General features: G+C 73.9%; 20 protein-coding genes. 12 read left to right on the forward strand and 8 right to left on the reverse strand.

Going from position 1 to position 26,580, the window contains the following annotated elements; translation table 11 throughout:
* Positions 1-9: 9 nt before the first annotated feature.
* Positions 10-303: a 30S ribosomal protein S21 gene (gene rpsU, locus M446_RS03365; RefSeq protein WP_012330661.1), complete on the forward strand. Its 294-nt coding sequence runs from the start codon at positions 10-12 to the stop codon at positions 301-303.
* Between the two features lie 112 nt (positions 304-415).
* Complete coding sequence (locus M446_RS03370) at positions 416-724, forward strand: cupin domain-containing protein (protein ID WP_012330662.1); 309 nt, start codon at positions 416-418, stop codon at positions 722-724.
* Between the two features lie 151 nt (positions 725-875).
* Here the strand turns inward: M446_RS03370 and M446_RS03375 are convergent, their stop codons facing one another.
* Complete coding sequence (locus M446_RS03375; RefSeq protein ID WP_012330663.1) at positions 876-2,954, reverse strand: flagellin hook IN motif-containing protein; 2,079 nt, start codon at positions 2,952-2,954, stop codon at positions 876-878.
* Between the two features lie 164 nt (positions 2,955-3,118).
* Between M446_RS03375 and M446_RS03380 the strand changes: the two genes are divergently transcribed.
* From M446_RS03380 to M446_RS03415, 8 genes are all read left to right on the forward strand, one after another.
* Positions 3,119-3,577 carry a flagellar biosynthesis repressor FlbT gene (locus tag M446_RS03380; RefSeq protein ID WP_012330664.1) on the forward strand — a complete coding sequence of 153 codons (459 nt, stop codon included), beginning with the start codon at positions 3,119-3,121 and terminating at the stop codon, positions 3,575-3,577.
* A gap of 206 nt (positions 3,578-3,783) precedes the next feature.
* Entirely contained in the window at positions 3,784-4,293 is a 510-nt protein-coding gene (locus M446_RS03385) for a ferritin-like domain-containing protein (protein ID WP_012330665.1), read from the forward strand.
* Between the two features lie 127 nt (positions 4,294-4,420).
* Positions 4,421-6,355: an ABCB family ABC transporter ATP-binding protein/permease gene (locus tag M446_RS03390; RefSeq protein WP_012330666.1), complete on the forward strand. Its 1,935-nt coding sequence runs from the start codon at positions 4,421-4,423 to the stop codon at positions 6,353-6,355.
* A 61-nt stretch (positions 6,356-6,416) separates the two neighbouring features.
* Complete coding sequence (locus M446_RS03395) at positions 6,417-7,658, forward strand: glycosyltransferase family 87 protein (RefSeq protein WP_012330667.1); 1,242 nt, start codon at positions 6,417-6,419, stop codon at positions 7,656-7,658.
* 185 nt (positions 7,659-7,843) lie between these two features.
* The gene (locus tag M446_RS03400) at positions 7,844-10,219 is read left to right on the forward strand and encodes a hypothetical protein (protein WP_012330668.1); all 2,376 of its coding nucleotides are present in this window, start codon (positions 7,844-7,846) and stop codon (positions 10,217-10,219) included.
* Positions 10,220-10,311: 92 nt separating this feature from the next.
* Positions 10,312-11,025: a phosphatidylserine decarboxylase gene (locus tag M446_RS03405; RefSeq protein WP_012330669.1), complete on the forward strand. Its 714-nt coding sequence runs from the start codon at positions 10,312-10,314 to the stop codon at positions 11,023-11,025.
* A gap of 151 nt (positions 11,026-11,176) precedes the next feature.
* Positions 11,177-12,001: a CDP-alcohol phosphatidyltransferase family protein gene (locus M446_RS03410; RefSeq protein WP_012330670.1), complete on the forward strand. Its 825-nt coding sequence runs from the start codon at positions 11,177-11,179 to the stop codon at positions 11,999-12,001.
* A 96-nt stretch (positions 12,002-12,097) separates the two neighbouring features.
* Positions 12,098-13,198, forward strand: coding sequence for a site-2 protease family protein (locus tag M446_RS03415; protein ID WP_012330671.1), 1,101 nt, complete (start codon positions 12,098-12,100; stop codon positions 13,196-13,198).
* A gap of 42 nt (positions 13,199-13,240) precedes the next feature.
* Here the strand turns inward: M446_RS03415 and M446_RS03420 are convergent, their stop codons facing one another.
* From M446_RS03420 to dapA, 3 genes are all read right to left on the reverse strand, one after another.
* Positions 13,241-15,115: an OmpA family protein gene (locus M446_RS03420; protein WP_012330672.1), complete on the reverse strand. Its 1,875-nt coding sequence runs from the start codon at positions 15,113-15,115 to the stop codon at positions 13,241-13,243.
* A 201-nt stretch (positions 15,116-15,316) separates the two neighbouring features.
* A complete protein-coding gene (gene smpB / locus M446_RS03425) occupies positions 15,317-15,790 on the reverse strand; it encodes an SsrA-binding protein SmpB (protein WP_012330673.1) in 474 nt (157 codons plus the stop codon).
* 48 nt (positions 15,791-15,838) lie between these two features.
* Positions 15,839-16,741 (reverse strand): 4-hydroxy-tetrahydrodipicolinate synthase, encoded by a 903-nt coding sequence (dapA, locus tag M446_RS03430; protein WP_012330674.1) that lies wholly within the window; start codon positions 16,739-16,741, stop codon positions 15,839-15,841.
* 163 nt (positions 16,742-16,904) lie between these two features.
* On the opposite strand from dapA, the gene M446_RS03435 reads away from it, so the two are divergent.
* Positions 16,905-19,178, forward strand: coding sequence for a lytic transglycosylase domain-containing protein (locus tag M446_RS03435; protein WP_012330675.1), 2,274 nt, complete (start codon positions 16,905-16,907; stop codon positions 19,176-19,178).
* A gap of 140 nt (positions 19,179-19,318) precedes the next feature.
* Positions 19,319-19,606, forward strand: a complete 288-nt coding sequence (locus M446_RS03440; protein ID WP_012330676.1) for an MTH1187 family thiamine-binding protein — start codon at positions 19,319-19,321, stop codon at positions 19,604-19,606.
* Between the two features lie 230 nt (positions 19,607-19,836).
* Here M446_RS03440 and M446_RS03445 read toward each other — a convergent pair whose 3' ends face one another.
* The 4 genes from M446_RS03445 to M446_RS03460 form a co-directional block, all read right to left on the reverse strand.
* A complete protein-coding gene (locus M446_RS03445; RefSeq protein WP_012330677.1) occupies positions 19,837-20,124 on the reverse strand; it encodes a hypothetical protein in 288 nt (95 codons plus the stop codon).
* A gap of 10 nt (positions 20,125-20,134) precedes the next feature.
* The gene (locus M446_RS03450; protein WP_012330678.1) at positions 20,135-22,027 is read right to left on the reverse strand and encodes a flagellar motor protein MotB; all 1,893 of its coding nucleotides are present in this window, start codon (positions 22,025-22,027) and stop codon (positions 20,135-20,137) included.
* A 102-nt stretch (positions 22,028-22,129) separates the two neighbouring features.
* On the reverse strand, positions 22,130-24,133 hold the full coding sequence (locus M446_RS03455) for a tetratricopeptide repeat protein (protein ID WP_012330679.1): 2,004 nt from the start codon (positions 24,131-24,133) through the stop codon (positions 22,130-22,132).
* Positions 24,134-24,393: 260 nt separating this feature from the next.
* Positions 24,394-25,962 (reverse strand): porin, encoded by a 1,569-nt coding sequence (locus M446_RS03460; protein WP_012330680.1) that lies wholly within the window; start codon positions 25,960-25,962, stop codon positions 24,394-24,396.
* Positions 25,963-26,580: the final 618 nt, after the last annotated feature.

The raw sequence follows: 26,580 nt of genomic DNA on the forward strand, positions 1-26,580 counted from the left end.
GACACACCCTTGCAGGTACTCGTTCGGGACAACAACGTCGATCAGGCCCTCCGCGTGCTGAAGAAGAAGATGCAGCGCGAGGGCATCTTCCGCGAGATGAAGCAGCGGAAGGCCTACGAGAAGCCCTCCGTGCGCAAGGCCCGCGAGAAGGCGGAGGCGGTGCGCCGCGCCCGCAAGCAGGCGCGCAAGACCGCGATCCGCGAGGGGCTGATCGCTGCGCCGAAGCCGAAGCCCCGCGCCGTCGCGCCCCGCCGCCCGGCGGCCGCCCCGGCCCCGGCGTCGAGCCCGACCACCACCGCCTGAGCCCCGCGCCCGGATCGCCGGGCGCATCCCATCCTGACGTCCTCGCGGCGAGGCCCGGCGCATGCGCGCGCGGGCCCCGACGTGTGGACGGGCCCTCTCGGGAGATCCGCCCATGGCCTTCGCCTGCACGATTCCGGCCGTGCCGATGGTGCAGCTGGACGACGAGGCGGTGCGGATCACCCGCTGGGACTTCGCTCCCGGCGCCGTGACGGGCTGGCACGAGCACGGCTGGCCGTACGTGATCGTGATGGTGACGCCGGGCTGCCTGCGCGTCCATGACGGCGAGGCCGTGACCGAGACCGTGCTGGCGCAGGGCCAATCCTACCGCCGCCCCGCGGGCGTGCGCCACGACGTGATGAACGGCTCCGACCACCCGATCGCCTTCGTGGAGATCGAGCTGAAGCGGCCCGGCGCCCTCTGAACCGCCCCCGGTCCGCGACAGGCGCCGTCGGCGGACCGGATTCGGGACCAGCGCCCTCCCCCCGGCCGCGTCCGAGCCCCCGCCGGGCGCCACAACGAGAACGGCCGGGGCGAGGCCCCGGCCGCGTGCTCGTCGCAAGGTGCGGCGGCGATCAGCGCAGGAGCTGCAGCACGCTCTGCTGCGCCTGGTTGGCCAGCGACAGCGCCGAGACGCCGAGCGAGTTGCGGGTCTGCAGCGCCTGAGAATTCACCGCCTCCTCGTGCAGGTCCGCGTTGGTCAGGTTCGCCGCACCCGTGTCGAGCACGTTGATCATCTGCTTGGTGAAGTCCTGACGGTTCTGCACCACCGCAAGGTTCGCGCCCAGCGACGAGGCCTGGCTCTTCAGCGAGCTCGCCGCCGTGTTGATCGACTTGATCACCTTGTTGATCGCGCTGTTCTCCTGAAAGTCCGACTGCGACAGCACGTTCAGGCCGAGCTGCGTGTACGACACCGTCGAGCCCTGCACCGACAGCGTCGACGTGTTCTTCTCGTTGAAGCTGATCTTCAGCGTGTCCCCGGCGAGCAGGTTGACGCCGTTGTAGCCCGAATCCGCCGCGAGCTGGTCGATCTGGGTCAGCAGGTTGTTGAAGGTGCTCACCAGCCCGTTGCGCGCGGTCAGCCCGTCGCCGCCGATCACCGCGCTCGAGGTGCCGGAGTTGAACGGGTTGCCGGTGCCCGAGGCGGTGATCTTGAGGTCGTCGGTGCCCGAGTCGTTGGCGGTGGTGATCGAGATCCGCCCGGTCGCGGTGTCGATCGAGGCCTGGGCGTTGGCCGCCGCCAGCGCGCTGTTGAGCTGCGTCAGGGTCGAGATCTGGCCCGCCGCCGAGCCGAAGGTGAAGGTCGCGCTCGGGCCGGAGCCGACCTGCACGGTCAGCGACTTGCCCGCCAGGGCCGAGCTCGAGCCCGGCGCTCCCAGGCCCGCCGCGAAGGTGGTGGGCGAGTTGAAGCCGAGGTTGGAGAGCAGCGAGGTCGCGGTCGAGCCGTTGCCGAGGGTGATGGCGGTGTTGGTGTCGGCGGCCGTGAAGGTGAACTTGCGGTTGGTGGCGTCGTAGCTGGCCGAGACGGTGCCGCTGGTGGCGGTGCTGACCTTCTGGGCGATGGAGCCGAGCGTGTCGCCGGCCGCGATGTTGACGGATTGGCCGTTGACCGTGAAGTTGTCGCCGGCCTTGAAGCCGACCGCGATCGCCAGGGTGGCGGCGCTCGGCGAGAAGGTGCCGGCCGTGGTCGAGGCCGTCGTCCCGAAGCCGACCTGGCTGCCGGTGCCGCCCTGGACGGTGATGCTCGAGCCATCCGCCGCGCCGGTCAGCTTGATCTTGCCGCTATTGTCGGAGGCGGTGACGCCGGTGGTCGAGGTGACGGCGTTGATGGCGTTGATGACCTGGCTCTCGGTCGAGCCGGTGGCGACCGTGATCGTCGTGCCGTTGATGGTCAGCGTGGTGGAGGACGCGCCGGCGCCGTTCGTGGTGGTGCCGCTGGCCGCGAGGCCGGTCTCGGAGCCGGTCGCCGCGTAGGTGAACTGGGCGCCGGAATTGCTGCCGGTGAAGACGAGCTTGCCGCCGGAGGCCGCCACGGTGACGCCGGTGGTGGCGGATTGCGCGTTGATCTTGGTGACGGCGGCGTTGATGTCGTCGCCGGTGGCGAGCGCGATCGCGGTGCCGTTGAGGGTGACGGTCGCGGAGGCGGTGAGGGTCGTGTAGGAGCCGGCCGTGTAGGTCGCGACGCCGTTGCTGTAGGCGGTGCCGGCCGTGACGGTGGCGGCGGTGGCGGTGGTGTTGCCGCTCAGGGCGGTGTCGCTGACCGCCTGCGTTGCGCCGGTCGAGAGCAGGTTCTGGGCCGAGGCGCCGGTGAGCGCAGTCGAGACCGAGGTGGCCTTGACCGAGAAGGAATTGGCGGAGGCGAGGGCCTGCTGGGCCACCGACTTGAGCTGGTCGGTGAGGGTCTGGACCTTGGTGAGGCCGGTATTGGCGGCCTGGATGGTCTGGATGCCGTTCGAGACGCTGTCGAGGAGGGAGGACAGGGCGGTCGAGCGGGAGGAGAGGCCGTCGGCGGTGAAGAAGTTGGTCGGGTTGTCGAGGGCGGTGTTGACCTTCTTGCCCGTCGCCAGGCGGTTCTGGGTGGTGGCGAGGAGGGAGGCGGTGTCCTGCATCGACAGCAGGTTCTGCCGCGTGGCGGCAGTCAGCGTGATGGGCATGGGGCCGATCCTTTTCGATCGTCGGATCCGTCGTTTTGACGGCACCCGCATCTCAGGGGGCCGGCCCTTGCCGCGGCCTTAAGTCGATCGCGCGGACTCGTGCGGCTTTGCGAAATCGTTAACGCTTAACCACGACCATGGGGGTGATTCGTGGAAAGCCCGCCATGCCGCTTCGCATCACCCTCAAGCCGCACGAGCGCCTCATCATCAACGGGGCGGCGATCCGGAACGGGGACCGCGCGGCCGACCTGCTGATCGAGACCCATGCCCGCTTCCTGCGCGAGAGCGAGATCATCCGCGAGAGCGAGGCGGACACGCCGGCCAAGCGCCTCTGCGTGACGCTGCAGGTGATCTACCTCGCCGACAATCCGGCCGAGGTGGAGGACCTGCTGGTGCGCCAGTCGACCGAGATCCTGCGGATCATGCCGAGCGCGGTGCCCTATCTCCTCGCCGTTCAGGACGAGGTCGCCGCCCGCCGCTTCCACCACGCCCTGAAATGGGGCCGGGAGCTCGTCGCCCACGAGCGCGCCCTCCTGCAGCAGCAGGACGCAGCCCCGGGGGCCGCGCGGGAGGCGGCCCCGGGGGCCGCGCGGGAGGCGGCCCCGGTGGCCGCCCGGGCCTGACACCGCCGCGGCCGCGGCGGACCGGGCCCCGCGGCGCCGGCGCCGCGCGCGGAGGCGAAGGCCCGAGGAGAGCGGCCGGGATCCGGGGCCGAACCGGCGCGCGGGAGGCCGCTCCGGTATGATACTTTGTCTCAGTATGAGTACCAGAACCGTCCCCGGCGGCGGGCGTTGGGCCCCACTCAACCCCTGTCCAGGAGGATGACCGGATGGCCGAGGATCTCCGCTCGCTCTACGTGACCGCGCTCAGGAACACCCACGCCCTCGAATTGCAGGCCCTGCAGATCATGGAGCGGCAGGTCGAGCGCCTGGAGCGCTACCCCGAGATGGACGCGGCCCTGCGGCGCCACATCACCGAGACGCACGGCCAGCGCGACCGCCTGGAGGCGGCGCTGTCGGCCCTCAACGAGAGCCCCTCGGCCCTCAAGGAGGGCGTGCTCGGCCTGATGGGCAACCTCGCGGCCCTGGCCCACACGCCGGCCCAGGACGAGATCCTGAAGAACGCCTTCGCCAACCGCGCCTTCGAGAATTACGAGGCGGCGGCCTACGACTCGCTCATCACCATCGCGGAGGCGGCCGGCCAGACCGCCCACCTGACGGGATTCCAGCAATCCCTGAAGGAGGAACTGGCGATGGCCCAGACGGTGGCCGACCTCGTCAAGCCGACGACCCGGCGCTACCTCGAACTGACCGCGAGCGGCGCCAAGGCCGACCGCTGAGCCCGCACCGGCGGGCCGTGCGTTGAGCCCAGCGCCCGCCGGCCCTGCGGTGCCCGGCGGGTGCACCCCGGGAGGATCGGGCCTATATGCGGGGCAATTCCTCTCCCGGAACCCGATCGTGACGCAAATGCAATCTCCGGCGGGCGGGGCCTCGGACCGGCCCGGCCTCGTCGGGACCTACCGGCGCCTCTGGCCCTATCTCTGGCCGCACGGGCGCCTGGACCTGCAGCGCCGCGTCTTCGCGGCCTTCTTCCTGCTCCTCGTCGCCAAGGGCGTCACGATGCTGACGCCCTTCACCTTCAAGTGGGCGACCGACGCCCTCGTGGCGGCGGCGGGCGGGAAGGACGGCCCCCTGCCGACCGGCCTCTGGGCGGCGCCGATCCTGCTCATCGGCCTCTACGGCCTGTCGCGGGTGGCGATGGCCCTCCTCACCCAGGTCCGCGATGGGCTCTTCGCCAAGGTGGCGATGCACGCGGTGCGCCGCCTCGCCCTCCAGACCTTCGCGCACATGCACCGCCTGTCCCTGCGCTTCCACCTGGAGCGCAAGACCGGCGGCCTCACCCGGGTGCTGGAGCGCGGGCGCAACGGCATCGAGGAACTCTCGCGCCTGATGGTGCTGACGCTGGTGCCCACCATCGTCGAGTTCCTGCTGGTGCTGGGCATCCTGGCCTGGGAGTTCGACCTGCGCTACTCGCTGGTGGTGCTGGTGATGGTCGCGGCCTATCTCGGCTTCACCTACAAGGCCACCGAGTGGCGCATCGCCATCCGCAAGCGGATGAACGAGTCCGACACCGACGCCAACACCAAGGCGGTCGACTCGCTCCTCAACTACGAGACCGTGAAGTATTTCGGCGCGGAAGCCCGCGAGACCTCCCGCTACGACGTCTCGATGGCCAAGTACGAGAAATCCTCGACCCAGACCTACGTCTCGCTGGCGGTGCTCAATGCCGGCCAGGCGGTGATCTTCACGGCCGGCATGACCGTGGTGATGTGGCTCTCGGCGCGCGACATCATGGCCGGAAAGGCCACGATCGGCGGATTCGTGCTGGTCAACGCGATGCTGGTGCAGCTCTCGATGCCGCTCAACTTCATGGGCATGATCTACCGGGAGATCAAGCAGGCGCTGATCGACATCGACGACATGTTCCGGATCCTGCACCGCAACCCGGAGATCGCCGACCGGCCGGGCGCGCCGCCGCTCGCGGTGAGCGCGGGCGTGGTGCGCTTCGAGGACGTGCACTTCGCCTACAACCCGGACCGGCCGATCCTGAAGGGCATCAGCTTCGAGGTGCCGGCCGGGCGCACCGTCGCGGTGGTGGGCCCCTCGGGCGCAGGCAAGTCGACCCTGTCGCGGCTGCTGTTCCGCTTCTACGAGCCGCAGGGCGGGCGCATCCTCGTGGACGGCCAGGACATCGCCGCCGTGCAGCAGGAATCCCTGCGCGCGGCGATCGGCATGGTCCCGCAGGACACGGTGCTGTTCAACGACACGATCGGCTACAACATCCGCTACGGGCGCTGGGAGGCGAGCGAGGCGGAGGTCCGCGAGGCCGCCCGGCTCGCGCAGATCGACCGCTTCATCGCCGGCCTGCCGGAGGGCTACGACACGCCGGTGGGCGAGCGCGGCCTGAAACTGTCGGGCGGCGAGAAGCAGCGCGTCGCGATCGCCCGCACCATCCTGAAGGGGCCGCCGATCCTGGTCCTCGACGAGGCGACCTCGGCCCTCGATTCCTTCACCGAGCGGGAGATCCAGGACGCCCTCGACCGGGTCAGCCGGGGCCGCACGACGCTCGTCATCGCCCACCGGCTCTCGACGGTGGTGGGCGCCGACGAGATCATCGTCCTCGACCGGGGGGTGATCGTCGAGCGGGGCGACCACCCGACCCTCCTCGCGCGCGGCGGCGTCTACGCGGCGATGTGGAACCGCCAGCGCGAGGCGGACGCGGCGCGCGAGGCCCTCAAGCGGGCGGAGGGCGGCGAGGGCGAGAGCCTGCGCGTCCGCCTGGAATCGGGCGAGATCCCCCCGCCCGCCGCCAAGGCGCCCGAACCGGCCTCCGTCGCCTGACGGAACCCGGCCTTAACCGCGGCCGTCGGAGACTGGCCCGGCGGGGAGCGGGGATGCGCGGATGGCGGTGCCGGAACCTTGGAGGCTAGCGGTCCGCCTGGGGACGATCCCGTCGCTCGCCATCGCCCTGTCCCTGTTCGGCGGCCTGCCGGGCGGCCTCGACCGGCAGGGCTACTTCGTCGGCCGCGACTTCGTGATCTTCTGGACGGCCGGCCGGCTCGCCGCGACCGGGCTGCTGGATCAGATCTACGATCTCGGCGCCTTCCAGGCGGCCATGCGGGCGCTGTTCACGCCCGTCCAGCCCTTCATGAACTTCTCCTATCCGCCGACCGGGCTCCTGGTCCTGGCGCCCCTGGCCCGGCTGCCCTACGGGGCGAGCTACCTGCTGTGGCAGGGGGCGGGGATCGCCTGCTTCCTCGCCACGCTGCTCGGCGGGAAGGCGGGTCCGCGCCGCGCCGGGCTGGTGCCCTGGCTCCTCCTCTCGCCGATCGTGGTGCTCGAAGTCGCGATCGGGCAGGCGGGCTTCTTCTTCGCGGCGCTGGTCGTCGGGGCGATGCGGCGGCTCGACCGGCAGCCGCTCCTCGCCGGGGCGATGATCGGCCTCATCAGCGTCAAGCCGCAGCTCGGCCTGCTGTTTCCCCTGGTGCTGATCGCCCGGCAGCGCTGGGACGCCTTCGCGGCCGCCGCCGTCACCACCCTCGGCTTGATCGGGCTCAGCCTGCTGGCTTTCGGCCCCGAGCCGTGGCGCGCCTACCTCGCGGTCACGCTGCCCTTCCAGGGCGAGGTCATCACCGGGATGGACGGCTTCTACACCACCCTGATGACGACCCCCTACGCGGGCCTGTGGTGGGTCGGGGTCCCGGTCCCGGCGGCGCTCGCGCTCCAGGGGGCCGTCTCGCTGATCGTGGCGGGCGGCGTCGCCTGGCTCGTGCGCCGGGACCCCGCGCGGCCGGACGGGTCGGAGGGCGCCGCGGGCCTGCACGCCGCCCTCGTCGCGGCGGGCTGCATCCTCGTGACCCCGTACTGCCTGAGCTACGACCTCGCGATCCCGATCACCGCCGCCCTGGCGTGGCGCCTGCGCTGCCCGGCCCCGCCGCCGCGGGCGGTCGACCTCGCCCTGCTGGCCCTGTTCCTGGTGCCGCTGCTCGGGATGATCGTGGTCGCGACCAGGCTGCCGCTCCTGCCGCTCGCCGCGGCGGCGGCCTTCGCGGCCCTCGCCGCCGAGGCCTACCGGGCCGCCCCGCCGGCAAGCCGCCCGCCGCGAAGCGGCCGGCCCCTCGCAGGCCGCCTCCCGGTGGGCTGAGCGGCTGGCGATCCGTCGGCGTCCGGCCCGGCGCCGCGGAGGTCGCCCCGGCCGCACCCGACGGATCGCCGGGACGCCGCATCGCGCAGACCGGGAACGGGCGATTCGGGGTCGGCCTGCGACCCGAAGAGCCTCCTTAATCCTTGCGGGCGATCATGCCGGGCGCTGCCGCAAGGACACGTGCCGTGCCCACCGCCCCGTCCTCCCTCGCCCCGCGGGTTCCGAGCGTCCCGGTCGCCGAGCTGCGGTTCGCCGCGGCCCTCGCGGCGCTGGCCCTCTCGGCCTTCCTGCTGTTCTCGGCACCGATCCTCCTCGCCCGCGCGGCGCTGCCCGGGCTCGGCGGCTCCCCCGCCGTCTGGTCCGTGGCCCTGGTCCTGCTGCAGGCGGCCCTGCTCGGCGGCCAGCTCTACGGGCTCGCCGCCACCCGCTGGCTCGCGGGGCGCCGCGCCCTCCTGCTGCACCTCGCCCTGATGGGGGCGGCGCTCCTCGTCCTGCCCCCGCATCGGCCGGCGGCCCTCGCGCGGCTGCCCGCCGAGGGCGAGGCGCCCTGGCTTCTCGGCCTCCTTGCCGTCGCGGCCGGACCGCCTCTCCTCGCCCTGGCGGCGAACGGCCTGCTCCTGCAGGCGTGGCTCTCCGGCGCGGATCACCCGCGCGCCCGCGACCCCGCCCTCCTCGCCGCGGCCTCGCATGGCGGCGCCTTCGCGGCGCTCCTCGCCTATCCGGTGCTGATCGCGCCGCTCGTCTCCCTGCGCGCCCAGGAATGGGCCTGGACGGCCGGGTTCTGCCTCCTCGCCCCGCTGATCGCGGCCGCCGCCTGGAGCGCCGCCGGGACGCCGCCCGCGCGGGCGCCGGCCCCTCCCCCGGCCCCCGCCAAGCGCCCGGTCCCGCTGACCGGCGCGGCGCTGGCGGGCTTCGTCGCCCTGGCCTTCGTGCCGGCCGCCTTCCTGGTCGCCGTCACGACCCGCCTCTGCGCGGAGCTCGCGACCGCGCCGCTGGTCTTCCTGCCGCCGCTCGCCCTGCACCTCCTGACCTTCGTGACCGCCTTCCGGGACAGCGCCGTGCGGGTCGCGCGCTGGCTCGCGCCGCTGCAGGTCGGGGGCACCGCGCTGGCGATCCTCGGCCTCGTGGTCGATCTCGGGCTCGCGGCGAACCTCGTCCTCGGCCTCGGCCTCGTCCTGGTGAATGCCAGCCTCTGCCACACGACGCTCTACCGCGCGCGGCCCGAGACCGCCCACCTGACGATCTACGCCGTCTGCATCGCGCTCGGCGGCCTCCTCGGCAGCGCCGCCGGCGCGCTGCTCGCGCCCGCCCTGTTCCCGGCCGGCCAGGAATACCCGCTCCTCCTCGGCGCGGCCCTGCTCGGCCGGCCCGGCCTCCTCGACGGCGCCCGGGCCGCCCGCGCCAGGGGCTTCGGGGAGGCCGCCCTCGTCTGCGCCCTGCTGGCGCTCCTCATCCTGGCGGGCTGCGCGGTGCTCGGCCTCGCCGCGCCGCGCCTGCTCATCGGCCTCGGCCTGTGCGGGCTCCTCGCCCTGTCCTGGGCGAGCCCGCGCCTCGCGGCCCTCTCCGGGATCGGGGCGCTCCTCGCGCTGGCGGGCCCGGCGCCCGCCCCGCCCGGGGCCGCGGGGGAGAGCCTGCGCTCCTTCTCCGGCATCCACCGCATCGCCGCGAGCCCGGACGGCGGCACCCGGCTGCTCTGGCACGAATCCCGCCCGCAGGGCGCGATGCGGCTGCGCCGGGAGGACGGCACGCCCGCGACCGGCGAGCCGGCGCCGCTCCTCGCCTACGCGCCCGACGGGCCGGTCGGGGCCGCGATCCGGGGGATCCGCGCCGCCCGGGGCGGCGATCTCGGCGACGTGGTGGTGGTGGGCCTCGGCGCCGGCAGCCTCGCCTGCGCGGCGCGTCCCCGGGAGGCCTGGACCTTCCTGGAGAGCGATCCGGTGCTCCTGCGCATCGCCCGCGACCCGGCCCGGTTCCGGTTCCTGGCCGCCTGCGCGCCGACCATGCCGGTCGTCGTCGGGGATCCGCGCCTGAGCCTCGCCGACCGGCCCGCGGATCTCGGCCTGATCCTGATCGACACCGCCGCCTCCGGCCCGTTCCCGATCCATCTCCTGACCCGCGAGGCCCTGCGCCTCGCCGTCTCGAAACTCGACCGGACCGGCGTGCTGCTGATCCACCTCGCCCACCCGCACCTCGATCCCGGCGCGGTCCTGGCCGGGATCGGGGCCGAGTTCGGGCTGAGCGCCTGGGCGCTCGGCGCGCCCGGCGCGGCCTCGACGCTGCTCGCGCTGGTGCGCGATCCGGCCCATCTCGGCCCATGGGGCGGTCGCGCCCGGCCCGGCGGCGCCTTGCTCCGCGACGCCCCGCTCCGCGACACCTTGCAAGGCGACGCCCTGCTCCGCGACGCCTCGCCCCGTGGCACCTGGGCCGGCAATCCCTGGCCCGGCCCCCCGGAGGCCGGCGGCCCCGGGTGGCGGCGCGTGCCGGCCGATCCCGGCCGCCGGCCCTGGACGGACGACCACGCCGACCTCCTCGGGGCGCTGCGCGCCCGCCCGGGCGGGTGAGGCCGCGCGGGCGATTGACGGGAGGACGTGCGCCTGCCATCCGCGGACGCGAACGGCGCTGCCCGCGCGCCTGCCGGAGTGCCTGAAGGCTGATGACCGACCTCTTCGAGACGATCCGCCGCGTCCTCGTGCCGATCCACAAGGAGGGCTACCTCTTCATCGCGATCGGCATCGTGCTGACGGTGCTCGCTGGCTCCTTCGTGCAGGCGCTGGGCTGGATCTTCTTCCTGCTCACGCTCTGGGTCTGCTACTTCTTCCGCGACCCCGAGCGCGTCGTGCCGGTGGGCGAGGGCCTCGTGGTCTCGCCCGCGGACGGGCGCGTGAACCTGATCTCGACCGTGGTGCCGCCCTCCGAGCTCGACCTGCCCTCCGAGCCGATGCTGCGCATCTCGGTCTTCATGAACGTGTTCGACTGCCACGTGAACCGGGTGCCGGTCTCGGGGCGCATCGACCAGATCCACTACACGCCGGGCCTCTTCCTCAACGCCGAGCTCGACAAGGCGAGCGAGGACAACGAGCGCAACGGGCTGGTGATCGAGACCGGCAGCGGGCCGGACGCCCTGCGCATCGGCGTGGTGCAGATCGCCGGCTTGGTGGCGCGGCGCATCGTCGACTGGGTCAAGCCCGGCGACAACCTGGTGGTGGGCGACCGCTTCGGGCTGATCCGCTTCGGCTCGCGGGTGGACGTCTACCTGCCGGCGGGATCGCGGGTGCTGGTGGGACTCGGCCAGAAGGCGGTGGCGGGCGAGACGGTGCTCGCCGACCTGCGCCCCGGCGGCCCGGTCCGCCAGTTCCGGCGGGTCTGACCCGCCCGGGCGGCGGGCAACCCGCCGCCGGGATGCCGGGAGCCTCGCGCGCCCGGCGCTTGTCCACGCCCCGAGGCGTGCTGGACAATTCGGCAACGGCGCCGGCGCTCGCCGGACCTGACCGTCGGTACGAGGCGCCTTCGGAGGCCGCATGGACGACAATCTCTTCCCGCCCTTCGCCCCCGACACCAACGAGCCCCGGCCGCGGCGCTTCAAGCCGATCCCGGTGCGGATGATCATCCCCAACATGATCACCCTGATGGCGGTCTGCCTCGGGCTCACCGCCGTGCGCCTCGCCTTCGAGGGCCGGTTCGAGCCGGCCGTCATCGCCATCGTGGTGGCGGCGGTGCTCGACGGCATCGACGGGCGGGTGGCGCGGCTCCTGAAGGGGACCTCGCGCTTCGGGGCGGAGCTCGACTCGCTCGCCGATTTCGTGAATTTCGGCTGCGCCCCGGCGCTGATCCTCTACGGCTTCACCCTCCACCACCTGAAGTCGCTCGGCTGGATCGTGGCCCTGATCTTCGCCATCGCGATGGCGCTGCGGCTCGCCCGCTTCAACGTGATGCTGGACGACCCGAGCCGCCCGGAATGGAAGAAGGACTACTTCGTCGGCATGCCGGCGCCGGCCGGCGCGCTGACGGCGCTGCTGCCGCTCTACCTCCACTTCCTCGGTCTCTCGTTCGGGCCGCGGCTCGCCCCGGCGGTCCTCGCCTACGTCCTGGTCCTGGCGATCCTGGTGATCTCGACCGTGCCGACCTACGCGGGCAAGACCATCGGCAAGCGGGTCCCGCGCGAGTACGTGCTGCCGATCTTCGTCGTGACGGTGGCGGCGTTCGGGCTGTTCATCAGCTTCCCGTTCGAGACGCTGGCGAGCCTGAGCATCGCCTATCTGTGCGCCATCCCGATCGGCGCCAACCAGTACCGGCGCCGCCTCAAGGCCGAGGCGGCCGTGTCCGGAGAGACCCCGGCCGCCTGACGGGCGGCTTTCAGGCCGCCGACCAGCGGCCTCCAGGCCGCCAGACGGGCGGCCCTGGGGCGCACCCGCGCGGTCGGGCGAGACAGGGAGACGTTCATGGGTTGGTCGCTGCCGCTCGGGACGGTGATGGGCACGGTGATCCGGGTCCACGTCACCTTCCTGCTCTTCCTGCTCTGGATCGGCGCCGCGGGCTTCGCCAAGGGCGGCCAGGGGGCGGCGCTGCAGAGCGTGCTCTACATCGTGCTCCTGTTCCTCTGCGTGCTCCTGCACGAGTTCGGCCACGTCCTGGCGGCGCGCCGCTACGGGGTGCAGACGCCCGACATCACGCTGCTGCCGATCGGCGGGGTGGCGCGGCTGGAGCGCATCCCGGAGGACCCGCGCCAGGAGCTCGTCATCGCCCTCGCGGGCCCGGCCGTGAACGTCGTCATCGCGGGCCTGCTGTTACTGGTCCTCGGGGCGGTGGCGCCGCGGGCGGAGGTGGAGAATCCGGGCATCTCGCTCTTCGAGCGGCTGCTCTGGGTCAACCTGTTCCTGGTCGGGTTCAACCTGATCCCGGCCTTCCCGATGGATGGCGGGCGGGTGCTGCGGGCGATCCTGGCCGCCCGGCTCGGCTACGCCCGCGGCACGCAGATCGCCTCGGGGGTGGGGCAGGCGGTGGCCTTCGCGCTCGGCCTGCTCGGGCTCGTCGGGGGCAACCCGCTCCTGCTCTTCATCGCGCTCTTCGTCTATCTCGGCGCCGCCTCGGAGGCGCACGCGGTGCAGATGCGGCAGGTCTCCCGCGGGCTGCTCGCGGGCGACGCGATGATCACCCGCTACGAGAGCCTGGGGCCCTCCTCCCGCGTCGAGGATGCCGTGCAGGAACTGATCGCCACGACCCAGCACGAGTTCCCGGTCGTGGACGGGGCGGGGCGGCTGCGGGGCGTGCTCACCCGCGACGACATGATCCGGGCCCTGCGCGACCGCGGCCCCGACGCCCCGGTGCTGGAGGTGATGCGGTCCGACATCCCGAGCGTGCGCGACCGCCAGCCCCTGGAGGACGCGCTGCGGCTGATGCAGGAGAGCGGCGTGCCGGCGGTGGGCGTGACGGACGCCCTCGGCCGCCTCGTCGGGCTGATCACGCCCGAGAACGTCGGTGAGATGATGATGGTCCTGACGGCCCGGCCGGAGGGCCGCACCGGGTTGAAGCGGAGCGGCTGAGCGGCGGCCCCCGGGCCGCCGCGGCGCCCGTCCGAAGGAGCCCTAGGGCCGCCCGGCCTGCTGCTGGATCAGCGGCGTGATCCGCCGCGCCGTCACCCTGCGGTTCTCGCGGTTCGCCTCCTGGGTGTTCACCTTCAGGTACTGCTCGCCGTAGCCCTGGGTGGTCAGGTTCTCGGGCGGCACGCGGAAGTCCCGGGTGAGCACCGCGGCGACCTCCTGCGCCCGCCGGTCGGAGAGCGAGAGGTTGTCGACCTCGCTGCCGACCGCGTCCGTGTGGCCCTCGATGAGGAACACCTCCTGCGGGTTGTGCTCGACCGCCCGCCGGATCGCCTCCGCGATCGCCGCGAGGCGCCGCGCCTGGTCGGGGGCGACCTGCCAGGAGCCGGTCTCGAAGGTGATCGTGTCGATGTCGACGCTGCGCATCCGGGCGCGCAGGCTCGGGCTGGAGCGCACCTCGTCGAGCGTGTAGCGCCGCTCCACCGGGGCGACCGGCGGCGCCGTGAGGGTCTCGTAGATCAGGCCCTCGTCGGCCCGCTCCGCCTCCACCACGTAGCGCTCGCGGGGAATGCGGATCTCGGGGGGCGGCAGCACCACCACGTCGCGCGCGATCGGCCGCGGACGGCCCTCGAAGGTGTTGTCGATCAGCACGACCTCGCGGCCGTCCCGCGCCCGGCGGCTGCGGCGCAGGAGCCGGCCGTCCTCGTCCACCACCGTGACGATCTGGTCGCCGCCGGGCCGGTCGATGATCGTGACCACGTCGCGGCCGCGGCGCTCGACGCGGGCGTCGCGATCGAGGGACCGGAACCGCTCCGTCTCGTCGTGGCGGATGAAGGTGCGGTCGTTCTCGCGCACGATCACCCGGCCGGGCTCGCGGATGACCAGCCGGCCGCCCTCGTTGACCTCGCGGCGGGCGCGGCGGACCTCGTCGTAGCTGCGCACCTCCACGTCGCTGCGGCGGAAGCCGCCGGGGATGGACTCCGCGTCGTCGCGGCGCTCGGCGCCGTCGCGGCGGTCGCGGCCATCCCGGCCGGGCGCGCCCGGCACCGGCAGCGGCGCGGCGCCCGGTCCGGCCGGGTCCGGCTGCGGCCGGGTCGGCGCGCCCGGCGGGACGGCGGGGCTTCCGGCGGGCGGCGGGGTCGGGGCCGCCTGCGGCGGGGTCGGGGCCGCCTGCCCCGGCCGCGCGGGCGTTCCTTGCGGACGATCCGGCGCGCCGGCGCCCGGACGCGCCTCGCCGGGCCGCTCCCGCGGCTGGCCGGGCTCCGCCGGCGGGGCCGGCGGGCGCCCGGGCTCGCTCGGCACCGGGGGCGTCGGGCGGGCCTGGGCGGGCCGCTCGGGCGTGGCCGGCGGCTGGGGCGGCTCCGGGGGCCGCGCCGCCGGACTCTCGGGCGCGCGCGGGCGCTCGTCGCGGGGCGGCGTCGCCTCGGGCGGGCGCGGCGGCGTGGGGCGCTCCGGCTGGCGGGCGGCTGGCGGCGGAGCCTGGGGACGGGCCGGCTCGGGACGCTCGGCCGGCTCCCGCTCCGGGCGCGGCGCCGGACGCGCGCCGCGCGGCGCCTCGTGCGGCGGGGCTTCGCGGGCCGGGGCCTCCCGCGGGGGAGTCTGGCGTTCGGCCGGCGGCGCCGCCCGCTGGGGCGCCCGCTCGCGCGGTTCGGGAGCCCGCTCGCGCGGTTCGGGAGCCCGCTCGCCGCGCTCGACCGGGGGCGCCGCCCGCTCGGGGCCGCGCTCCCGCGGCTCGGGCCGCGCTCCGCGTTCAGGGCCGTGATCGGGGCCGCCGCGCTCCACGCCGCCGCGCTCCGTGCCAGCTTGGGCCATCCGGATGGCCGCCGCGGCGCCGGGATCGGCCCGCCCGGGGAGCGGCTGGACGAGGAGGGCGGGCAGGATCGTTCCGGTCAGGAGCAGCAGGCGGGCAGGCCGCATCATCTCACCTCGGGTCACGTGGCGCGGTCCAGTCGAACCGCGACCGCGCCGGTCGGTTCCCCCGCCGCGACGATCCGGCGCCCTCCGGATCGCGGACCGACCCGAGGCGCCCCCGCTCATGCCAGAGGCCCGGGATGCGGAGCCGCCGGGCCGTCGATCCTCTCGAAAGCTCGATCCAAGCCAATGACTTGGGAGAAAAACGGATCAGCCCTTGTCGCGCATCAGCCGCGCCTTGTCGCGCTGCCAGTCGCGCTCCTTGGCGGTCTCGCGCTTGTCGTGCAGCTTCTTGCCCCGCCCGAGCCCGAGCTCCACCTTCGCCCGGCCGCGCTCGTTGAAGTAGATCTTGAGCGGGATCACCGTGTAGCCCTCGCGCTGCGTCGCCCCCAGGAACTTGTTGATCTGGCGCCGGTGCAGCAGCAGGCGGCGGGGCCGCTTGGTCTCGTGGTTGAAGCGGTTGGCCTCGAGGTATTCGGGAATGTAGGCGTTGAACAGGAAGAACTCGTCGCCCGACGGGCCCGCATAGGCCTCCCCGATCGTGGCCTTGCCGCCGCGCAGGGACTTCACCTCGGTGCCGGTGAGCGCGATGCCCGCCTCGACCGTGTCGGTGATCTCGTAGTGGAAGCGGGCCTTGCGGTTGTCGGCGACGACGCGGCGGGCGGGGTCGGCTTTCGGGGCCATTGACGGGCTCTTCTCAGGCGCCGGCGGGGCGCCGGCGCGTCACGGGGGTCAGGTGTTGGAGAGGCCGGCGTCGCGCAAGGCGCCGTCGACCGCGCGCCGCCCCGCCTCCCCGAGCGGGACCAGGGGCAGGCGCACCTCCTCGTCCATCAGGCCGAGCCGCGCGAGCGCGTACTTGGCCGGCGACGGGTTGGTCTCGACGAAGAGGTTGGTGTGGAGCGGCATCAGCCGGTCCTGAAGGCGCAGGGCCGCCCGGTACTCGCCCGCGAGGCAGGCCTCCTGGAAGTCGGCGCAGAGGCGCGGCGCCACGTTCGAGGTCACCGAGATGCAGCCGTGCCCGCCATGCGCCATGAAGCCGAGCGCCGTCGCATCTTCGCCAGAAAGTTGGATGAAGTCTTCTCCCATCGCTTGGCGCTGAAGGCTGACGCGAGCCACGTTGGCGGTGGCATCCTTCACGCCCGCGATATTGCGCAATTCGTACAGGCGCCGCATCGTGTCGACCGACATATCGATCACCGAGCGGGCTGGGATGTTGTAGATCAAGATGGGAATGCCGATTGCGTCGTTCACCGCCTTGAAGTGCTGGTACAGCCCTTCCTGGGTCGGCTTGTTGTAATAGGGCGTGACGATGAGGACCGCGTCAGCCCCGGCCTTCTCCGCATGACGGGCGCGCTCGATCGCCTCGGCGGTGGAGTTCGAGCCGGCGCCGGCGACCACCGGCACCCGGCCGCCCGCCTCGTCGATGCAGGCCTCGACCACCCGGTCGTGCTCGGCATGGCTCAGGGTCGGGCTCTCCCCGGTCGTGCCGACCGGCACGAGGCCGTGCGTGCCATGCTCGATCTGCCACGCCACGAATCGCCGGAACGCCGCCTCGTCGAAGGCTCCGTCGCGGAACGGGGTCACCAGGGCCGTGAGCGAGCCTCTCAGGCGCTGCGAAATCGGCGTCGACGTCATGGAACAGGTCCTCGCTCGGACGGGGCTGCCGCGGCCAGGCCGCCTCGCCCGACACATAGGCCGTCATGTGCGCCGGCGCAAACCGCGACGCACACGGTTAATGCCTTCTTAACGCACCGCTTCCACCATGGCGTGTCCGCTCTCGCATAGGGGAACGACGACGATGCAGCTCCCGCCCCGACGGCGCCGCCTCGCGACCCTCGCCCTTCTCGCCTGCGGGACGGCCCTCGCCCTCCCGCCCGGCCCCGCCGTGCGGGCCGCCGACCCGGACGGCGAGGGCCTGCCCGCCCGGGCCGAGGCGCCGGCGGCCGAGTCCCCGGAGATCGCCGGGGGCCTGCGCGCCACGGCCGGCCCCGAGGACGCGCCCGCCACCGCCGCCGGGCGCCTCGCCCCGGCGGTGCCGCAGGCGGCCGCCGCCTACGCCTCGGCCGACCCGTCCGTGCCCCTCCCCTTCCCGGTGCCGGACGCCGCCGTCGCCCCGCGGGCGCCCGTGCCGAGCGTGCCCGATCCGGGCCGCCCGACGCCCGCCGTCGAGGTGGACGCGCCGGCCCTGCGCAACGCGATCGACGCCTACCGCCGGGGCAAGGTCGAGGAGGGCGACCGCCTGCGGGACGCCCTCGCGGATCCGGCCCAGCGCGCCCTGCTCGACTGGGTGGCGATCCGCTCGGGCGCGGGGATCGGGTTCGAGCGCATCGTGGCCTTCATCCGCGACAACCCCGACTGGCCGGCCGGCGCGGTGATCCGGCGCCGGGCCGAGGAGGCGCTGCTGAGCCAGCGCAAGGCGCCGGGGATCGTGCGCGCCTACTTCGCCGCCCGCCGCCCCGCGAGCCCGCCCGGCAAGTTCGCCCTCGCCCTCGCCCTCAAGGCCGACGGCCTCGACGAGGACGCCGCCGCCCTCGCGCGCGACCTCTGGCGCGAGGACGGCTTCGGCCGCACCCTCGAACTCAAGGTGCTCGACGCCTTCCCGGGCGCGATCACCGAGGTCGACCACCGCGCCCGCATGGAGCGGGCCCTGATGAAGGAGGATTGGGAGGCCGCCGGCCGCGCCGCGACCTACGCGGGCAAGAGCTACGGCACCCTGGTGCGGGCGCGCCGCGCCGTCGAGGCCAAGGCCGCCAACGCGCAGAGCCTCCTCGACGCCGTGCCGCCGAGCCTGCGCGGCGATTCCTCGTTCCTGTTCTCCCGCGCGCAGCTCCTGCGCCGGCTCGACAGGCCGGCCGAGGCGGCCGCCGTGCTGATGAGCGCGCCGCGCAACCCGGAGGTGCTGGTCGATCCCGACGAGTGGTGGATCGAGCGCCGGATCGTGGCGCGCAAGCTCCTCGACCAGGGCGACGCGAGGAATGCCTACGCGGTCGTGGCGGGGCACAGCGCGCGGGCGGTGGAGAAGCGCATCGAGGCGGAGTTCCACGCCGGCTGGATCGCCCTGCGCTTCCTGCAGGATGCGGCGCTGGGCGCCCGGCACTTCGCGGCCGCCGCCGCCGTCGCCGAGACCCCGATCTCGATCGCCCGGGCCGCCTACTGGCAGGGGCGCGCCGCCGAGGCGCTGAACCAGCCGGCCGAGGCCAGGACCTTCTACGAGCGCGCCGCCGCGCAGCCGATCGCCTATTACGGCCAGCTCGCCCGGGCGAAGCTCGGCCAGGACACCCTCGCCCTGCGCCACGCCGCTCCCCTCGACGAGGCCGCGCGCCGGGCCTTCGAGGCGCGGCCCGTGATCCGCGCCCTGCGGTTCCTCGCGGCGGCGGGCCTGCGCGAGCAGGCGCTGCCCCTCTACATCGACCTCGCGCATCGGCTGAGCGACCCGGCCGAACTCGCCGCCCTCGGCGACGTGGCGGCGGCCGACAACGATCCCCGCGCCCTGGTGGCGCTCGGCAAGGTCGCGGTCCAGCGCGGCCTGCCCCTCGACCAGCACGCCTATCCGGTGAACGGCATCCCGTCCTACGAGGCCTTCTCGGCGGTGCCGCAGGTCGAGCGGGCCATGGTCTTCGCCATCGCCCGCCAGGAGAGCCAGTTCGACCCGAAGGCGCAGTCGAGCGTGGGCGCCCGCGGCCTGATGCAGATGATGCCGGCGACGGCCCAGCGCACCGCCCGGCGGGTGAGCGCCGCCTTCGACGCGGGCCGGCTCCTGAGCGACCCGGCCTACAATGCCCGCCTCGGCCAGGCCCATCTGGGCGAGCTGATGGAGGATTGGCGCGGCTCCTACATCCTGGCCTTCGCCTCCTACAACGCCGGCGGCGGCAACGTGAAGAAGTGGATCGACGCCTACGGCGACCCGCGCGATCCCAGGGTCGACCCGATCGACTGGGTCGAGCGCATTCCCTTCACGGAGACCCGCAACTACGTCCAGCGCGTGACCGAGAACCTCCAGGTCTACCGCAGCCGGCTGGAGGGGCGCAGCGCCCTGCTGATCGAGAGCGACCTGCATCGCGGCGGGCGCTGAGGCTTGGGGGAGAGCCGCGGCTTGGCGAAGGGCCGCGGCTTGGCGAAGGCCCGCGGCTCGGCGAGAACCGTCCGGACGAGCGGGCGTTGGCCCGGGCGCGGCCCGCGCCCCGGCGCCCGCGAGGACGGAGAGAGCCGATCATGAGAGTCGTCGCGGATCTGTGCATCGTCCCGATGGGCGTCGGGCCCTCGGTCTCTCCCTACGTGCGGGAGATCAAGGCCCTGATCGACGCGAGCCCCCTCGAGGCGGAGATGCACGCCAACGGCACCAACATCGAGGGGGAACTCGCCGACATCTGCCAGCTCATCGAGCGCTGCGAGGCGCGGCTCGCCGAACTCGGCGTCCAGCGGGTCTTCTACACCATGACCTTCGGCACGCGCCGGGACAAGGCGCAGAGCATGGCCGACAAGCTGCGGGCGGTCTCGTAGGGCACCCTCGGCGCGCTCGGAAGCAGAGCACGACGCGTCCGGCACCGCTGTGCGGGGAAATTCGGACGCGCGGTGGCGATCGGGCCAGTGCGGCCGATGGCGGCGGGGTTCGATCGTCTTGCCGATTCATTTGCCGGATCCGCCATGGCACACCCCGCGCGGCACCCCCCCTCTTCCTCATGCCGAGGCGCGAGCGTCAGCATGAGGAACGCTGTAACGCGGATCCCGGATCAGGCGGGCGGAGCGGCCCGCGCCCGCCGGGGCCGCAGGGCACCGAGGCCGCAGCCGGCCGCGTAGGGGATCAGGAGCAGGGCGGCGACCTCGACCGCGAGGCCCGCCCGCCCCGGCACGAGGCCGGAGGCGGCGACGCCCGCCGCGAGGCCGGCCAGGGCCGCCACCGCGAGCGCGGCGAGGCGCGAGGCCCGCCCCGCCGGCCGGCCGGCGAGCCAGCCGGTCCCCGCCCCGAGGAGCAGGGCCACGAGGCAGGTCGGCCAGAGGGCGGCGAGGAGAACCGTCATCGGGCCGCCCTCAGGAGCGCAACGCGAAGGCGACGGCGCGCTGCGCCGCCTCGCCCGTCACGGTGGCGACCCGGTCGGCCGGCACGCCGGCCTTGAGCAGGTAATCGACGATCGCGGCGGCGCGGCGCTGCGCGAGCGTCAGGTCCGGCTCGGCCGGCGCGGGCTCCGTCTTGGGCTCCGCCTTCGCGTCGGCCTTGCCCTTGCCGGGCTTCTCGGCCCTCGCCGCGGGCGGCTTGGCGGAGGGTTTGGCGGGCGGCTTCTCGGGCGGCTTCTCGGGTGGCTTCTCGGGTGCCTTGGCGGGCGCCGTCCCGGGCGGGTCGTCGTGGCCCGCCACCTCGATCCGGCTGCCCGGGCAGGTCCGGGCGAGATCCGCGAGGTCGTCGAGGGCGGCGTAGAAATCCGGCTGCAGGTCCGCGCTGCCCGGGGCGAAGCGCACGGTGTGGGCGGCGACGCGCTCCGCGAAGGCGCTGCGGCAGGAGGCGGCGTCGCGGCGCACCGGGGCGTCCTTCGCCCGCACCTCCACGGCGACGCGCCAACCCTCCGGGGCGAGGCGCTGCCCGGTCTCGGAGAGGCGCCGGGCGCTCTCGGCATAGAGGCTCTCGCCGGTGAGGCGCAGGTCCCGGTCCGTCACCGCGACCTCCCCGCGGGCGAGCTGGCCGAGCGGGACGGCCGCCGCCCGCAGCGCGGCGAGGAGGCCCTCCGGCGCGCCGCCCGAGAGGCGGGTGCGGTCGACGATGCGCTCGCCGAAGAAGTGCGGGCGCAGGGCCGCGAGCAGGGCCGCCCGGGTCTCCGCATCGGGCAGGTGGCCGGTGAGCGTGACCGTCTCGGCGTCCCGCCGGATCGCGACGCGGTAGGGCGAGACCGGGCTCGCGGTCAGCTCGGCGCGGCCCGGGGCGAGCCCCTCCGGCAGGCTGCCGGTGGCGAGGGCGTCGGCCTCCTGCACCGCCTGGGCGTCGATCGCCGCGCCGCGCACCGACAGGGCGGTGCCGTCGAGGGCGACCGTGCCCTCGCGCACCAGCGCCAGGGCCGCGAAGGCGCGGGCGATCAGGGCGCGGGTCTCGAGGCCGGGCGGCAGGCCGCGGGCGGTGCGCATGGCATCCTCGACCGCCGCGCCCCCGGCGAGGTCGCGGGCGGCGGCCAGGATCGCGGCCCGGTCCGCCTCGGAGACCGTGTAGCCGTCGAGGCGGATGCGGCCGTCCGGGAGGCGCGTGGCCGACCACGTGAAGGGCTTCACGGTCGCGGGGACGAGGGCGACCTCGCCGAGGCCGAAGCCCGCGGGCGGAGCCGCGAGGGCTGCCCGCACGGCCTCGTAATCGCCGAGGGCGGCGGCCTCGCCCTGGAGCGACAGGGTGCGGTCGCGCAGGGTGGCGGTGGCGCCGGGGCCGAGCCGCGCCACCTGCGCGACGAGGAAGGACGCGGCCTCGGCGAAGCCCGGCGGCGCCCCGCGGGCGGAGCGGGCGGCATCGTGCAGCGCCACGCCCTCGGGCAGGAGCGGGCCGAGGCGCGAGGCGAGCGCGTCGTGCTTCATCTCGGCCGGGCGGTGGCCGCGCAGGTCGATGCGGTCCGGCGCCCGGCGCTGGACCGACCAGACGAAGGGGCTCTGCTCGGCGACGACGCCGAGGCGGTCGATCAGGCGGCGCAGGCCCGGGAGTTCGCCCAGGCGGTCGAGGGCGGCCTCGCGCTCGGGCGGCGTCGGCGCGTCGCCGAGGGCGACGAGGTCGCGCCCCCGCCGCTCGACGCGCAGCCAGGGCTCCGCCGCCTCCCCGAAGGTGGCGGCCGCGAGCGCCTCGGCCGGGGCCGCGAGCGTCGCGTCGAGCCGCGTCTCGGCGATCCGCGCGGCGCCGATGCCGAGAATGGCCAGGAGAGGAAGGCCGGCGAGCCAGCCGATGGCGCGAACCGACACGCATGCACCCCGAGGACGCGCGCTCCCCGCGCGTCCCCTGAGATGGGCCGCCTTTGGGGCTCAAGCAAGGCGTGCACGGGCAAGCTCGGCCGGGCGGGCCGCTCATCCCCGGTCGGACTGCCCCGGACCGGGCTCCGGCACCGCGAAGGGGGCCGGCCTCAGCCCGCGATCGGCCCGCGCCACCATCTGCCGGAACGCCGCCTCCAGCCGCCGCGCGAAGGCGGGCGCATCGAAGATCCGGCCCGCCCCGTGCCGCCGCGCGGCCAGCCGGCCGCGCAGGTCCGCCAGACGCTCCGGGTCCGCGAGGCGCAGGGCCTGCCGCTCGTAGGCGTCGAGGCTCGCGGCGACGAGGTCGGGCAGGCCGAGCGCGGTCAGCAGGCTTCCGGCCATGCGGCTCGCATAGGCGCGCCCCGCCAGGGTGAGGAGCGGCACGCCCATCCAGAGCGCGTCGCTCGCCGTCGTGCCGGCATTGTACGGGAAGGTGTCGAGGAACAGGTCGATGTGCCGCAGCCGGTCGAGATAGGTCTCGTAGGGGGCCCGGCCCGCGAGGACGAGCCGGTCCGGATCCACCCCGTGCCGGCCCGCCTCGCGCCGCAGATTGTCCCGCGTCGGGGCGTGGTCGGCGACCAGCCACAGCACGCTGCCCGGCACGGCCCGCAGCAGCCGCATCCAGGCCGCGAACAGGTCCGGCGTGAGCTTGTAGGAGGCGCTGAACGCGCCGAATACCAAGCCCTCCGCCGGCAGCCCGTGGGCGGCGCGGCGGGGCGGCGAGGCGGGCGGGGCCGGGCGGGCGCCGTTCGCCTGGAACGCCCCCGGCAGCCGCACGATCGCCTCCGAGAAGGCGCCCTGGAGCGCCTCCGGCGCCACGAACGCGTCGCCGATCGCGTAGTCGATCCAGTCCGCCCCGGTGCTGCCCGGATAGCCGAGGTAGTTCACCTGGATCCGGGCCGGGCGGGGAGCCAGGATCCCGGGCCGGCTGTGGGTGGTGAAGCCCGCGAGATCGACCGCGACGTCGATCCCGCGCGCCCGCAGCAGGGCCGCGACCTCGGCATCGGCCGAGCCCCGCACGTCCAGGAAATGCTCCGCCCCGTCGCGGATGCGGGCGCGCAGGGCCGAGCCGTCGTCGGGCCCGAAGGAGACGGCGTGCACCTCGAACCGCGCCCGGTCGTGGCAGGCGAGGACGTCGGCCATCAGCACCGCGACCGGGTGCTGGCGGAAATCCGGGGACAGGTAGGCGACCCTGACCCGCTCCCCGCGCGGGCCGGGCGGGGCCCGCAGCCGCTCGGCGGCGAAGCGCCCGGCATGGGCGCGGGCGCGCCGGAGCTGCGCCTCGGGATCGTCCGTGAGCGCCAGGACCGTGAAGGGCGGGGGCGGCTCGTCCGCCCGCCACGGCCCCGCCCTGGCGGACAGGGCCTCCCGGTCCGCCGCGAAGCCGCGCCAGTCGCAGAGGGCCTGGCGCAGGTGCGCGCGCAGGGCGACGGCGTAGCCGTGCGCCGGATCGAGGGCCGTGGCCGCCTCGATGCTGGCCAGGGCCTCGGGCAGGCGGCCGAGCGCCAGGAGGGTGCTGGCGAGGTGCACGTGTGCCTGCGCGAAGGCCGGGTCGAGCTCCGTCGCGCGGCGGAAGCAGGCGGCCGCCTCCTCGCCCTCGCCGAGGTCGAGGAGCGCGAGGCCGAGATTGCTCGCCACGCCCGCGTCGGGCCGCAGCGCGAGGGCCCGCGCGAAGCACCCCCGCGCCTCGGCGAAGCGGTGCAGGCCGCGATAGGCCGCCCCGAGATTGCTCTGCGCGGCGGCATCGTCCGGGACGAGGCTCACCGCCCGGTCGAGCGCGCGCGCCGCCTCGGCGAAGCGCCCGAGATGGTTGAGGGCGACGCCGAGATTGTTGTGGACCTCGGCGTCGAGGGGCAGCAGCGCCGCCGCCCTCTCCAGGAAGGGCAGGCCGGCCCCGGTGCGGCCGCGGGCGTGCAGGAGGGTGCCGAGGAGGTGCAGGGCGACCGGGTGATTCGGCTCGCGCGTCAGGAAGGCGCGGTAGAGCGTCTCGGCCTGCGCGAGGTTCCCGCTCTGATGCGCCGCGACGGCCTGCTGGGCGAGGGAGATCGTCTGAGCCATGGGGCAGACATAGCCCGACGCGGCGGCGCGCGGGAGGCGGGCCTGATCCGGGATCCGGTTGATCGAAGCGGATCCCGGATCGCGAGCCTGCGCGGCGCCTGAGCGCGGCGACTGAGCGAAGCCGACATCCGCATGGCCGACATCGGAGATGGCGAAGCCATCAACCGGATGTCGGATGAGAGGCTCCCGCAGCGCGGCCTCAAACGCGAAGGGGGCCCCGGTCGCGCCGGAGCCCCCCGTCTCGGGATCGGTCGATCCGATCAGAAGTCGCGCTGGACGCGCATGCGGACCTGGAACGTGTCCTGGCTGTTGATGGTCGGCGCGGTGGCAAGCTGAGCCGCCGTTGCCGTGTTCGCCTGGACGGCCGCAGCGATGACAGCGCCCTTGTTCGGGTCGATGATGCGACCGTTGTTCAGAGCCTGCCGGACGTACAGCCCCTCGACGCCGATATCGAGATCCTTCACCGGCGACCAGATCAGGCTTGCGCCCGCGACGATCTGGTTGGAGTCGCGCAGAACCGGGCTGAGCGCAAGGCGCGCGAGGCCAAGCGCCGTTCCCGGGTTCGGCAGGCCGCCGACGTTCAGCAGCGCACTGTTGATGCGAGCTGCCCGATTGTAGCTAATCTCGCCGTAGCTACCGATGAAGGCCGACCGCCACTCCGGAGCCCAGTAGTGGAGGTACGAACCGACGACCGTCCAGCTGTCAGAGAGCGAGAGCCTGCCGGTCACAGGGTCGACGATGGCGTCAGCATAATACTGATTGAAGATGCCAGCAGTCGCACTGCCCGTGAGGGTGTAGGTCCCGTTGTAAGCAGGCAGGCCAGTGTAGACCGTGGTGCCTTCACCGTAGGAGCCCTGCAGGTAGAGCGAGTCGCCCGCGGCGATAAAGGGCAGGTTGACCTTGAGGCCACCCTGAACCGCCCACCCGTACTCGGTTTGGGGACGGTTGATCGCAACAGCGGCACCGTTGAGCGGTCCAGTTGTGACGTAGTTGCCCGTATTGAGCTCGTGAACGGCCGCAGAGATCTGCGCCGAACCCCATGCGGCGTCGTAGCGGAGAACGCCCACGAAGTCAGGAAGGCGCGACCGCTGGATAGCGTCGAGATTGGCAAATCCCAGGCCTTGCCCCGGAGTTAGCACCGGAGCCAAGTTCACGGTCGGAGTTACGCCAACGGTGATGTTCCCGAAAATGGGATTCTTGCGGAAGTTCGAATCTTCCATCGAGATCGTGGCCGAGAAGCCCTCGCCGAACGTCGCCGTGTAGGCGAGCAGGTTCGTCGAGGCGACGTCCGAGCCGAGCGAGACGGCGTTGATTTCGAAGTCGTGGGCGTAGAAGTCGTAGAACGAGGCCGCGCGACCGGCGGTGAGGCCGGCGAACTGGATGAAGGCCTTGTCGACGTTCACGAACTGCTGGACGCGGGCGTTGGTGTCGACGCCGGTGGCGGCGAAGGCGTTCGCGATGCGCTCCTGGGTGCCGGACTTCAAGAAGCCGCCGGTGCGGCTGGCGAGCTCGAAGCGGACGAAGGCGCGCAGGGTGCCGTAGCCGGTCTGCGTGCGGGCATCGAGGTTCAGGCGGCCGAGGCCGCGATAGCCGACCGTGTCGCCGCGGATCAGGGGCTGGACGTAGGTCGCCTCGAAGCGGGCGCGGCCGCCGACGCGCAGGCAGGTATCGGTGCCCGGGATGTAGAAGAAGCCCGCGCCGTAGGCCGAGCAGATCCGCACGTACTCAACCGGAGCCGCCTTCTTGACCGGCAGATCGGCCGCCTGTGCCCCAGCCACGACCGTCAGACCAGCCGCGGACCCGAGCAGTAAGCTCTTAACGAGCCTCATCGAGACCTCCAAAGTTTCGAGACCCTTGGGGTGAACGACTGTGCCACCCGGACCCGGAGGGATCCGATCCACGCCACTCTTATCCCCGCCGACTCAGCCCTCCCGCACGGGGCAGCGGCCGAACCGCTCCGGGCTTGTGCCCGGCGCCCAATCACCATGCGGGACGCTCCCCGCACGATCAACATTGTTCCGCTTGGGCGGCCGGACTCTGGCCGGCTTTCCGCCGCATTGTTGCACGCAGGCAACGAAATATTGGTAGAGCACCGACGAGGGAGGCGGGCCTGCTGATACAGCGCGCTGCCCGGCGGGATCGATCGCGCGCGACGGATCTGCTTCCGGCTGGGCCTCGGGCGGGACCGGAGCATCGCGCCACGACTCTCGGACGGCTGCCGGCGCCGGGCGAAAGCAGGATCGTCCGGGGCGACGCGGGGGCGCGCGGCGGCGGACGCCGCGGGGGCGGGCCGTCGCCTCGCGTGCTCGGGCCCTTGCCACGGTTCCCCGCTCGATCGGTTCAGCCTCGCCATCCGGCAAGGCCGGCGTCCGGCCCGACGCGTCAGCGAAGGGAGATCCGGGACCCGGGAGGCATGGTGCCGCGCGGCGGCTCAACGCTCCGGCAAC

Origin of the sequence: Methylobacterium sp. 4-46 (assembly GCF_000019365.1) — a bacterium.
Lineage (GTDB): Bacteria > Pseudomonadota > Alphaproteobacteria > Rhizobiales > Beijerinckiaceae > Methylobacterium.

Excerpts from the sequence above, each read along its gene's own strand:
- M446_RS03370 (WP_012330662.1), top strand. The coding sequence starts at position 416 with ATGGCCTTCGCCTGCACGATTCCGGCCGTGCCGATGGTGCAGCTGGAC.
- M446_RS03375 (WP_012330663.1), bottom strand. The coding sequence starts at position 2,954 with ATGCCCATCACGCTGACTGCCGCCACGCGGCAGAACCTGCTGTCGATG.
- M446_RS03380 (WP_012330664.1), top strand. The coding sequence starts at position 3,119 with ATGCCGCTTCGCATCACCCTCAAGCCGCACGAGCGCCTCATCATCAAC.
- M446_RS03385 (WP_012330665.1), top strand. The coding sequence starts at position 3,784 with ATGGCCGAGGATCTCCGCTCGCTCTACGTGACCGCGCTCAGGAACACC.
- M446_RS03390 (WP_012330666.1), top strand. The coding sequence starts at position 4,421 with ATGCAATCTCCGGCGGGCGGGGCCTCGGACCGGCCCGGCCTCGTCGGG.
- M446_RS03395 (WP_012330667.1), top strand. The coding sequence starts at position 6,417 with ATGGCGGTGCCGGAACCTTGGAGGCTAGCGGTCCGCCTGGGGACGATC.
- M446_RS03405 (WP_012330669.1), top strand. The coding sequence starts at position 10,312 with ATGACCGACCTCTTCGAGACGATCCGCCGCGTCCTCGTGCCGATCCAC.
- M446_RS03410 (WP_012330670.1), top strand. The coding sequence starts at position 11,177 with ATGGACGACAATCTCTTCCCGCCCTTCGCCCCCGACACCAACGAGCCC.
- M446_RS03415 (WP_012330671.1), top strand. The coding sequence starts at position 12,098 with ATGGGTTGGTCGCTGCCGCTCGGGACGGTGATGGGCACGGTGATCCGG.
- M446_RS03420 (WP_012330672.1), bottom strand. The coding sequence starts at position 15,115 with ATGATGCGGCCTGCCCGCCTGCTGCTCCTGACCGGAACGATCCTGCCC.
- smpB (WP_012330673.1), bottom strand. The coding sequence starts at position 15,790 with ATGGCCCCGAAAGCCGACCCCGCCCGCCGCGTCGTCGCCGACAACCGC.
- dapA (WP_012330674.1), bottom strand. The coding sequence starts at position 16,741 with ATGACGTCGACGCCGATTTCGCAGCGCCTGAGAGGCTCGCTCACGGCC.
- M446_RS03435 (WP_012330675.1), top strand. The coding sequence starts at position 16,905 with ATGCAGCTCCCGCCCCGACGGCGCCGCCTCGCGACCCTCGCCCTTCTC.
- M446_RS03440 (WP_012330676.1), top strand. The coding sequence starts at position 19,319 with ATGAGAGTCGTCGCGGATCTGTGCATCGTCCCGATGGGCGTCGGGCCC.
- M446_RS03445 (WP_012330677.1), bottom strand. The coding sequence starts at position 20,124 with ATGACGGTTCTCCTCGCCGCCCTCTGGCCGACCTGCCTCGTGGCCCTG.
- M446_RS03455 (WP_012330679.1), bottom strand. The coding sequence starts at position 24,133 with ATGGCTCAGACGATCTCCCTCGCCCAGCAGGCCGTCGCGGCGCATCAG.
- M446_RS03460 (WP_012330680.1), bottom strand. The coding sequence starts at position 25,962 with ATGAGGCTCGTTAAGAGCTTACTGCTCGGGTCCGCGGCTGGTCTGACG.